Source organism: Gordonia jinhuaensis (genome assembly GCF_014639795.1).
Lineage (GTDB): Bacteria > Actinomycetota > Actinomycetes > Mycobacteriales > Mycobacteriaceae > Gordonia_B > Gordonia_B jinhuaensis.
In genome coordinates this window covers 1-10,195 of record NZ_BMGC01000061.1, presented here as the reverse complement: position 1 = coordinate 10,195, position 10,195 = coordinate 1, and the positions used below count along the sequence as shown (strand labels likewise).

The 10,195-nt window shown below is 62.0% G+C and carries 9 protein-coding genes; 7 read left to right on the top strand and 2 right to left on the bottom strand.

The features are described 5' to 3' along the window. The first annotated feature begins 207 nt into the window (after window positions 1-207). From IEW22_RS19110 to IEW22_RS19090, 5 genes are all read left to right on the top strand, one after another. Window positions 208-1,254: a DNA adenine methylase gene (locus IEW22_RS19110; protein ID WP_188588881.1), complete on the top strand. Its 1,047-nt coding sequence runs from the start codon at window positions 208-210 to the stop codon at window positions 1,252-1,254. Between the two features lie 383 nt (window positions 1,255-1,637). Then, complete coding sequence (locus tag IEW22_RS19105) at window positions 1,638-3,416, top strand: Eco57I restriction-modification methylase domain-containing protein (protein WP_188588879.1); 1,779 nt, start codon at window positions 1,638-1,640, stop codon at window positions 3,414-3,416. A gap of 202 nt (window positions 3,417-3,618) precedes the next feature. Further along, window positions 3,619-4,203 (top strand): hypothetical protein, encoded by a 585-nt coding sequence (locus tag IEW22_RS19100; protein ID WP_188588877.1) that lies wholly within the window; start codon window positions 3,619-3,621, stop codon window positions 4,201-4,203. Continuing rightward, the gene (locus tag IEW22_RS19095; RefSeq protein WP_188588875.1) at window positions 4,190-5,317 is read left to right on the top strand and encodes a 5-methylcytosine-specific restriction endonuclease subunit McrB; all 1,128 of its coding nucleotides are present in this window, start codon (window positions 4,190-4,192) and stop codon (window positions 5,315-5,317) included. The genes IEW22_RS19100 and IEW22_RS19095 overlap by 14 nt, the downstream gene beginning before the upstream one ends. Continuing rightward, on the top strand, window positions 5,314-6,612 hold the full coding sequence (locus IEW22_RS19090; protein ID WP_188588873.1) for a 5-methylcytosine restriction system specificity protein McrC: 1,299 nt from the start codon (window positions 5,314-5,316) through the stop codon (window positions 6,610-6,612). Before IEW22_RS19095 ends, IEW22_RS19090 begins: the two co-directional genes overlap by 4 nt. A 922-nt stretch (window positions 6,613-7,534) precedes the next feature. Here the strand turns inward: IEW22_RS19090 and IEW22_RS19085 are convergent. Beyond that, a complete protein-coding gene (locus IEW22_RS19085; protein ID WP_188588871.1) occupies window positions 7,535-8,104 on the bottom strand; it encodes a hypothetical protein in 570 nt (189 codons plus the stop codon). Between the two features lie 106 nt (window positions 8,105-8,210). Then, window positions 8,211-8,609: a hypothetical protein gene (locus tag IEW22_RS19080; RefSeq protein WP_188588870.1), complete on the bottom strand. Its 399-nt coding sequence runs from the start codon at window positions 8,607-8,609 to the stop codon at window positions 8,211-8,213. Window positions 8,610-8,782: 173 nt separating this feature from the next. Here IEW22_RS19080 and IEW22_RS19075 point away from each other — a divergent pair, with 173 nt between their 5' ends. After that, window positions 8,783-9,283, top strand: coding sequence for a hypothetical protein (locus tag IEW22_RS19075; protein ID WP_188588869.1), 501 nt, complete (start codon window positions 8,783-8,785; stop codon window positions 9,281-9,283). A gap of 151 nt (window positions 9,284-9,434) precedes the next feature. Continuing rightward, window positions 9,435-10,094: a helix-turn-helix domain-containing protein gene (locus IEW22_RS19070; protein WP_188588866.1), complete on the top strand. Its 660-nt coding sequence runs from the start codon at window positions 9,435-9,437 to the stop codon at window positions 10,092-10,094. Window positions 10,095-10,195 lie beyond the last annotated feature (101 nt).

The window sequence follows — 10,195 nt, the reverse complement described above, 5'->3', positions numbered from 1 at the left end:
GTGCCTTTCCGCCAGCGCTGCAACGCTGACTTGATCAAGTGACTACCGGGATCATATTTGCGGGAAGGCACGCCCTCCCAGATCCACAGGTCTTGATCATTCCTCACAATTTTGTCCAGATCGTCACTGCTTCGGACAAAATTGTCCGTGGCCCTTGATAGGCTCACGCTTGGCAAGATCGAGCGGCGGTGTACAGGAGGTCCGGCGATGGGGGTCCGATACATCGGCTCGAAGGTTCGCGTGGCTGAGAAGATCGCTCGTATCGTCGGAGACCCCGTACCGAATGCATCGTTCGTGGATGGGTTTTGCGGAACCGGGCCCGTCGCTGAATCCGTTGCCGCAAACGGGTGGTCGGTCAGGCTCAATGACCACCTTCTCAGTTCGGCAACTATGGCGGCCGCGCGACTGATCGGTGAGGCGGACGCCAGGTTCGAGGCCCTCGGTGGCTATGCGAACGCAGTCAGTACCCTAAATCAGCTCGACGGAATTGACGGTTTCATCCATCGCGAGTACACGCCAGCGTCCATCGGACACTCTGGTGTAGAGCGCCGATATTTCAGCGTTCCAAACGGGCGACGTCTCGACGCGGTCCGCAGCAACATTCGCCTGTGGCACGAAGCTGAGCTGATCAGCGACACGGAGAATCAGTTGCTGATCGCTGACCTGATGGTTGCTGCGAACCGGGTGGCGAACATCGCGGGCACCTATGGGTGCTTCTTGCGGGACTGGTCTCCGCAGGCTCTCCACGAACTTGAGTTGGCCCCGAGGCGTCTACGCCCGGGGAACACCCCTGTTGAGCTGCACGTCGGGGACGTCTCGGAGGTACCGATCGCGACCGATGACGTCGTCTATTATGACCCGCCGTATACGAAGCGGCAGTACGCGGCGTACTACCACCTTCTGGAGACGATCGCCCACGGTGACGAACCAGAAGTCGGTGGCATCACCGGCCTGCGCCCCTGGAAGCATCTTGCGTCGGATTTCTGCTATCGCACACGTGCGCTCCGAGCAATTACCGACTTGATGCAGAAGACTCCAGCCAAGCGTGTTCTGCTGTCCTACAGCTCCGAAGGACACGTCGACAGACCGAGTATCGAGTTCGCTCTCTGCGCGATCGGGAAGCTGACCGTGCACGAACTGGGGCCGATCGGCCGCTATCGTCCGAACCGCGTCGCCAACGCCGGCAGTGGTGCGGTGAGCGAATACATCTTCGAACTGGAGAAGGCGTCTACGCTCGTGGAGTCGTTGGCATGAGTCCCGCGCGATCATTCGAGCGGGCACTGCTCCAGCCGGCTCACGCGCTCCTCGAGCAAGCTGCGCCGTCACGGCATCCGACCATGCGGTTGGACGTATTGGAGGCAGCCGCCGTTAGAGCCAACGGGTGCGGGCTGGGCAGTTACCGTGAGACATTTCCGGCAGAACGCAATCTCACGACAGAGACTGCAACGTTGTGGGGCGACAAACTGCTTGGCATGTTGGCCCCCTTGGGAATACCGATACCGCTTGCCCTGGCAGCACTTGCGCATCCAACCCTCGACAAGAGCTCACAACGGCGAACGGGCGCGTACTACACCGATTTTCGGCTAGCGGACCATCTGGCCTCGAAGCTCGTCTCCAGTGCGAGGACGTGCGGTCATGTGATCGATCCCGCAACCGGATCTGGAATGCTCATCGGTGCATTGGCCGTTGCTCTCGGTCGTGAAAGTAGCTCGGAGGCAAGACGTTTCGTTGCGGAGTCGGCTTGCGCCGCGGACCTGTCGCCTACCGCAATTCGCGCCACCCGCTTGACATTGACCAGTGCGCTCACCGACGACGACGATATCGGTCCCTTGCGACGACTCGACGAGAGACTTCTCGTTGGCGACAGCCTGTTGCGACCAGCCGAGGACTGGACGCGCATCGCCCCGGAAGGTTTCGGGGCCGTCATTGCGAACCCGCCGTGGGACAAGTTGAAGGTAACGAGGCACGACGCGCTCGTGGCAACTGGTGTGGCAAGACATTACGGGGCCGGTTACGACTCGCTGCCCGACGAGTACGCGAAAGAGCGGGCCGAGATGGTCCGGTACTTGGACAGTGTTTCCTTCGCCGCCACGAGACAGGGCACCGGTGAATCTGACCTGTACAAGCTCTTCCTAGACCTGTCGGCTCGACTGGTGGGACCGGGTGGCCAATTGGCGCTTCTCGTGCCGGCAGGATTGATCAGATCCCAAGGGACGCAGGCGCTCCGAGAGTTTCTGATCGATGAAGCAGCCAACCTCGCCTTCACGGTGCATGACAATCGTGCGCGATACTTTGCGATCGATACCAGGTTCAAGTTCCTCACCGTGCACGCCAGCATCGAACCCGGTGTGAAAAAGACTCCGATTCGCCTCGCCTACGGGGTCGGCGATGCCAAGTCTGTCAGCGAGACCGACAGCGTCTTCCTGGGGCGCTCGAGTCTCAGGCGTATGCGCCCCGATCTCACCATTCCCGAGGTTCGTGGAGTAGACGGATGGAAGCTGTTTCAGCGCATGTCTGCGGCTGGCGTGACGCTCCAGGACGGGGCGTGGACTCACACGTACTCACGTGAGGTCGACATGACCAACGACCGTGCAAAGTTCGACACCGGCGATGCGGGCGGATTGCCGGTGTTGGAAGGACGGATGCTGCACCAGTTCCGGGCGCGGGCAAAGGCCTACGCGAACGGCACAGGGCGCGCGGCGACGTGGGAGCCACTACCGCTCGGGAGAGGTCGCATCTCGCCCCAGTTCACGATCGCTGCGGACAAACTCAGGAAGGGCATTCGCACCAGATGCGCTGAGCTACGTGCAGGATTCTGCGACGTGACCGGGCAGACGAACGAACGGACACTCCTCGCGTCCGTCGTACCACCGGATGTTGTGTGCGGAAACAAGGTACCCACCCTCACGATGAGGTTCACGGGGCTCAGTCCCGATGATTCGGCATACCTCTGGGTCGCTGTCGCGAACAGCCTGCCTGTGGACTGGCTGGTCCGCCGCATCGTGACAACCTCGATGAACTACTTTCTGCTGGCATCGGTCCCACTGCCGAGAATGGATGCGGAAGACCCTCAGACGCGATCCTTGATCGACAACGCACGCATCCTTACCGATGCTGAGCAACAGGCCACATTGACCGGCCAGCAGATCGCCGAACGGCGCGCGGCGATCGACTGCATCGTCGCCGAGTTCTTCGGGCTGAGCGTCGATGACTTGGAACTTGTCATGGACGATTTTCCGCTCCTGGACCGCGGGCAGCCACCGCTTCCCGGCGAGTCACGCTCGACAGTCACCCGCGATCTACTCCTCGCACGCGCTTCCCGCCGGTCACACGGCGGGGAAGGTAGCTGGCACGCGCGGGCCGAGGCTGCACAGGAGTTGGGTGCCGTCGCCTACGTGCCAGCAGACTACGCGTAGTAGGACAGAGCGCGGCGAGAATCCAGACATTGCGCCCTCGCCGCCGCATATTGAATGCCGCGCTGCGGATTCTCGGGCGAATGCCGCGAGGTGCCACCAGATTGACCCAGTCGACTGCTAGGCTGTCGGACGCCAGACTGCGGGGGCACATCTGGATGGTTTGGCAGAAGTCGAGTGGATTCGAACAGGGAGGGGAATCGACGTGTCCGGTACCGCCAAGGTCGGCGTGAAGAGAATTCTGTACAAGGAAGTCACGGCGGCGGACTTGCGGAAGTTGCGGGCCGAGTCGAATGACGCACCAAACGGAGGCGGCGCACGTGACCTCCGTTTGCCGTACGGCGAGTTCGACGCCGTGATCGAACAGATGCTTCCCGGTGTGAAGACCGAGACTCGCCGGCGTGGCGGTGTGCCGACTGATGTGGAGATTCGCGTTGGCCGGGTTACCTACCGCGCCGACAGTGCCTCCGCATCGGAAGTCACGGTCGATCTTCACTGGGAACCGCCCACAGACGCCCGGAATCGTGAAGGCCGACTGGCCAGAGTCCACGACGCCCTCTCGTTGCCGGCGACTGGACTCGGCCGCGTGTTCCTCTTGCTAATTCAGGACGAAAACGATCATGTGAACGCGTTCTACGCCTACGAGGACGATCTTCGGAGTGGCCAGTGGCGGCCACAAGTTGCCAAGCCCATCCTGGAATGCCTCGACGATCCGAACCGGAAGAAGCGTTCGGTGCAGGGATATATCGACTACACGACCAACAAGCATTTCTGCCATGGCGTCGACTGAGCCACCGGCGCTGTCTCACGACGCCGAAGCTGTGCTGTCACTTCTGCGCGACAGCCATAACGCACTGATCAGTGGTCCGCCTGCGACTGGCAAAACTCGTCTGTTGTCCGAAATTCGGCGTGCCTTCGAGTGGTCGCCCGGTCCTGCCTATGTGCCCGAACGGCGCATACCTTTGCCCGCTGACGCGGTGACGCAAGCACTGTGGCTACCCAGTCCGGCAAGGGCGGATCGGCAAGTCTTCAACACAGTATTCGATCAGAGCACCAAGATGCGAGACGTACTACGCGGCGTCCTACCAGTCGTCGGTGCCGGGAACGCGGACACCAAGAGCGTTCAGTTTATGGTGTCTCGGGGCACCCTCTATCGTGCTGCCGAGCACGCCCTGACTGACGACGGCGCTGCGCTGATGATCGTCGACGAAATCAACCGCGGTCCCGCCGTCGCGGCTTTCGGACCAAGCCTCGTCGCCCTGGAATCCGACAAACGACTCGACACCGACGGCAAACCGACACAAGAAACCCAGACGTTCGAGCTGCTGGACGACAACGGCAATGTCGTCGACTACGCGCTTCCGGCGCACCTGTATGTCCTCGGCGCAATGAACCAGGCCGACACCTCTGTCGAAGCAATGGATGTCGCGTTCCTCAGGAGGTTCGCGCCATTCAAGCTGAAGCCATCCGGACAAACGCTCCGGAGCCATTTCAGCCTTGGCTCGGGTGCGTCGCCTTTGCCCGCTGCTCCGGCTAGTGCGAGCGACTATTACGAGGCCGCCGTAACAGCGTGGGAGATGGTGAATCAGCGCTTGACCCTCGGACGAGGCGATGCGTACCAGATCGGCCACGGAACGCTGATGAACGGTGCGCCGCCGACCGGGCTGAGTGAGTCCGCTGACTACCTACGCATCGGCTGGTCCAGCGTCCGCCAACACGTCGAAGAGGTATTTTTCGGCGACACACGAGGTATAGCCGCAGTCCTGTCCGCAAACGCTGCGGGAAGTCCGTACAAGCTGACGGAGAGCACGTTCGCCGGCCAACCGGTCGTGCAGTTCGATGCGCCCGACGACTTGTCCGATGCGGAGCTCTATGGCGTGCTTCGGTCCATTAGCACCACATGACCGAGGCGGCGGGCGACGTTCAGCCGATTCCGTCGAGCACCGACCGCATATCGCTGCGTGAGGAACGGACCACCTTCGGGGCGCGGTCGAACGCGATCACCGAAGAGCGGTTTCGTGAAGAACTCATGCGATCATCCGACCGCCTCGGCTCGACGCTACGACTCAAGCAGAATCCCATCGCGGTCACGACCCATGGCGGCGTGCGTGTGGAGGGCATCGCCGGAATCGTCCGGTTGACGGATGTACTTGAGCTCCAGATCGTCCCCAAGTTCCTCGACGAGGAAGACCCCAGCTGGCAAGACGACTTCTTCGTGCTGGCATTGCTCAGCCAAACGGGGCGAATCCTTCCCGCAGAACAGATCCGGGCAGGTAACGGTGAACGCGGTGATCTCGCGACCCTGGTAGCGCGAACCATGGTGCAGATGTACTGGGAGCTGCACCGTCGGCCATTGCGCACCTACCGCCGCCGCCAGGTCGAGAGATTCGCCTACGACGGCGACGTCGACCCGATCAGTCTCGTATTGCCCGAACCCGACGGGTTCACTCAGACGGTTACGGTTCTGGCGCGTGACAACGATCCCAATGCTGTCATCGCATCCGCTGCCGGTGCTCTACTCACCGAAGTAGCGGACGGCGAAACCAGACAGCAGTTATCGAGGCTCATTCAATCCCTGGCACCACAGAGGTCCATCGCACGGGCGTCATCTCGGAAACTCCCTGCGCGACAACGCAGCTGGCAGACCTTGTACGACCTCTCCGTGCAAGTGCTCAACGGGTTCGGCCTCACGTACAAGGCCGAACACCTACTCGCCCCCGGCTATGTCATGCGCACATGGCCGACCTGGCAGACGCTGTGCGAGACCGCGCTAAGAACAGGCCTGGGCGGTGCGAATATGCAAGGAAGCCCCGTTTACGTTCTCGGGTCCAGACACTCCACCGATTTTCGGGTCTATCCCGACGTTGTCGTGACCGCCAATGGCGTTCCGACAGGTGTTGTCGACGCCAAGTATCGAACACACCTGGGCCGCAACGAATCTGTGGACAACGGAGACGTCTATGAGACACTCGCGTTCTTGCGCGCAACAGGTACGACACGGGCGGCGCTGTTGTACCCGCGGCCGGCGCACACCGGCCCCGCCTTGCCGGTCGGGACCTGCGAAACGTTCGAGACAGTCACTGTCGGCAAGGAAAGAATTGCGGGAATCACCGTCGAATGCCGTGGCATCAGCAAGACCAACGGGTTCAACGATTTCGCGAAACGAGTAGGAGCCGCAGTGTCAACGGCCCTACTGTGACTACCGAACCGCGATCGCTCCGACGGGGTGTCCGGTTTGACACGTCGCCGACCGCGCGTGCGCGACCCTCCAGATGCGCAACGACATCGCCTCGAGGTGTGGTCGAATGGGGGCCACCGCGACGCCACGTTAGGAAGTTCTTGCTGACGGCGGACGACGTGCTGGTTGTCGTGATTACGTCCGGGTGCTGGCATCGATGGGAACGCAGCCACGTCGGATCAGTCAGACACCAGGCGATACTCAGGTGCGCCCCCGGAGGTCCCCGGTATTCCGGTTAGCCCAGGAGCTCCCGGTCCACCGTTGGCCCCGGGCGGCGGTGGAGTCCCCGGGTTGTACTCCGAGTGTCCGTAGTCGGACGATTTCCCGCGACCGGTCAACCCGTTGGGTCCGGCCGCGCCACCAGCGCCACCATCGCCGCCTGTTCCGCCGAAGCCCCCGGTCAGATCCCAGACGGGTGGGTTCCCGCCGGTGAGGTCTCTCTTATAGAAGAAGGTCAGCGAGCCTCCCGCACCTCCTGGCCCACCGTCGCCGCCGCGACCGCCGTTGCCACCGTCGCCGCCCTTCCCGCCGTGTGCGTTCGCTTCGCAATCACTGCCCCAGCCACCGTCGCCGCCGTGACCACCCGTGCCACCTGTTCCGCCATCGCCGCCGCGGCCGCCATTTCCGCCTCGGACCGAAATTTCGATACCACCGCGATATTCGTCGACTTCGATCGTGACGGCACCTCCCCGTGCACCCCCGCCGCCGGCCACCCCCCATCCGCCGTCGCTACCGCGCCCACCGTCGCTACCGCACGTTGGTGAGTCATCGTCCCAGAACCCTTCGACGGCATCGATGCCGGTAACCCCGGCAGGCCCTGAGGTGCCGTCGAAGCCGCGTGGTCCGCCGGGACCGTCGTTCCCGCGAGCATCAATGTTGATCATCACTGCCTCTCTTCTACTGTTCGCCTTGGATGGAATGAGCAACAATTCGCAATCCCGACGGTGCGACGATGCGCCCTGTGTGGTGAATCAGAAGGTTGCCGCACGTGAGTTGCTTTCCCCTTCCCCACGAACTTGAGCACTCCTCCGGGTTTGATCGTGCAGTCGGCCAGAAGCAGGTTGATGTACGAAGGAATCTTCACCTTGACGGTTCGATCGATCTTCAGGTTGGGGTCGAGCCCGCGGAAGGCATTCCAGAAGATTTGCCGCTCGATGGGATTGACCGCCGGTGTGTCGATTAGAAAAGCCGTGAATCGGCCGAGATCAAGCTTCTTCGTACCCGTTACGAATTGTGTCGGTCGTGTAATCGACACCCTCTGTAGTGCCTGAGAGGTCACCTTCTTCCCGGCGGCCAGCACGGTGTCGAGCGACGATTCACGAATGAGTCCCGACACCGCCAAATCTCCGACCGTCTGAATGTTGATTCGCTGGACGTAGGGTTCGATTTCCGGTGATGGTTCATCGGACACTGTGAGCGTGGTGTTTTCCTCCACGACAAGATCGTTCGTCATCTCGATGACCTCGCTTCCTGTGTTCTGAACTTGCCTCTGTTTCGGGTCGGTCGGCGCATTTGCTGGACCGTCTATTTGGTGGTGCCGTGGTGTTCTCGACACGTTCTCAAGTCGTCGGAGGAGTGAGCACGCTGCTTCCGCTGTTGAAGAGGAATTGGTAGACGTCGGCCAGTGGGCCGGTGAAGACGGTTTGCGCGATCTGCTCGTCGGTGGAGCATCTGACGATGACGTCGTGGCGACCGTCTCCGATCGGTCCCGAGTCCAGGTGCGCGGTTCCGGTGGAGCTGACCATCTGGCCGTTGCCGACTTGCCCTTTCGCGTGGGCGTCATTGAGAAACAGTCCGCACACTTCTCCCCGTCGCGCACCGAAGACGTCTGCGGTGATTGTCGCGCCGCCCTTGATGTTCGCGGTCATCGTGGCGGCTGCCGCCACACCGGGACAAACGAGCGCGAGCGCCGTCGCGCCTGCGAGGATGAAAGGTGCAGTGCGCCAGATGCGATTCATGGTCTTGTCCGATCTTCCGGGTAGCCGGCGACCGTGCCGACGTACTCCAGAATCGATCGCAACTTCGTGCACGTCACCTGTCCCGTGTCACTGAGTGACACGAATGCGTAGATCGACGCCGAAGCGGCGGCGACGATCGAACGGGGCGGCGAGATCGGGACTACGGAGCTCTCGTGAAGGCATCGAGCGGAGCGGCACGGTTGGGTAAAACGAACTACACCGTCGTCGACCGCGGCGTCCGTACGTGGGCTCAGGACTACGCGGGCCAACTGGGGTGCGCATACGCCATCCCCGCAAGGATGGAAATAGAAGCGGCGCAACATTATTCGCCGTGGACGCGAGCCACCGTGGAGCCGCGATTCCGCATCGACAACATTCATGGCGTCGACCTGGCAGTTCTCGAACCTATGATAAGTTGGCGAATCTCGCGCTGCCGTCGCTACATCTGCAACACCTACTTCGACACCGCCCCGTTGCGCCAGCGCACCTGGACGCGCACCGCGTTCACGGTCACCATCTGCTATGACCAACCTGTTCTGTCGGCATCCCGCTCCACGATCGGCTTCACAGGAACCATCAGTCTCGATCTCATGCCCGGCGAGAACACTGTCGGCTTCCACGGGATTGTGTGCTCGGATGGGACCGGCGACTTCGATATCGGAATCCCGACGTGAGCGCGCCTCCACCTGCGACTTTAACCTCTTGTCCGCCGATGGATTCTGTGCCAGCCTGGACAGGAGTCGCACACGATTCGATGGCGCTGCCGGGGGTGGTTTCGCCGGTGTCATCGCGGAGCGAGTGCGATGCTTCGGCTGGGGGTGCGACATGAGCGATGACAAGACCGTTGTCGGGCGGACGATCGCGATTCTCGATGCCGTGTCCGACGCCGTTGCGCCACTGACGCTGGCAATGCTGACCAGTCGCACCGGAATCCCGAAACCAACCGTCCGGCGGATCGCGAACGATCTGGTCGAACGCGGGATGCTGCAACATCAACCGGAGGGCTACTGGTCCGGGCAACGCTTGATGAACCAAGGCCTGCGATCGGCGCAGCAGCATGGCCTCGTTACCGCGGCACAGCCATTCGTGCAAGACCTGTACTTACGTAGTCGCGGCGGTATCGCGTGGTTCGCGAACTTCGCCGGCGGTCAGATCACCCTGATCAGTTCTGCCTTCGGGCGGTCAGACAGCCAGGAACTGACGTCGCGCGCGTGGCCGACCGCGGGAACCATCGGCCGCCAACTCGTTCTGACAATGCCTGGGCGTCTTCACATTTCGGCACGTCCGGAACTGGTCGATCCGATGCTGCGGCCGGGCCCACAGCCGCTGACGAGGTACTCGATCACCGGTCCTCGCGGTCTGACCCGGCTGTTGACGGAAGCTCGCGACAGTGGCTTGGTACTGAGGACGAGCAGGTCAAGCTCGGCTGGTCCTGCGCCGCTGCTACGGTGCGGAACAGGTCCGACAACGTCATCGGCGCACTAGTGTCCTGAGTCATTAATTGTCATTCGGTTGATAGACTGGGGAATGGCAACCCGGGGTCCGCGAGCAGTGGATATTGTTCTGACCGATGACGAGCGCCGTGA

What these genes read in the sequence shown, in the direction of transcription:
- IEW22_RS19110 (WP_188588881.1), top strand. Translation starts at nt 208, where the DNA reads ATGGGGGTCCGATACATCGGCTCGAAGGTTCGCGTGGCTGAGAAGATC.
- IEW22_RS19095 (WP_188588875.1), top strand. Translation starts at nt 4,190, where the DNA reads ATGGCGTCGACTGAGCCACCGGCGCTGTCTCACGACGCCGAAGCTGTG.
- IEW22_RS19090 (WP_188588873.1), top strand. Translation starts at nt 5,314, where the DNA reads ATGACCGAGGCGGCGGGCGACGTTCAGCCGATTCCGTCGAGCACCGAC.
- IEW22_RS19085 (WP_188588871.1), bottom strand. Translation starts at nt 8,104, where the DNA reads ATGACGAACGATCTTGTCGTGGAGGAAAACACCACGCTCACAGTGTCC.
- IEW22_RS19080 (WP_188588870.1), bottom strand. Translation starts at nt 8,609, where the DNA reads ATGAATCGCATCTGGCGCACTGCACCTTTCATCCTCGCAGGCGCGACG.
- IEW22_RS19070 (WP_188588866.1), top strand. Translation starts at nt 9,435, where the DNA reads ATGAGCGATGACAAGACCGTTGTCGGGCGGACGATCGCGATTCTCGAT.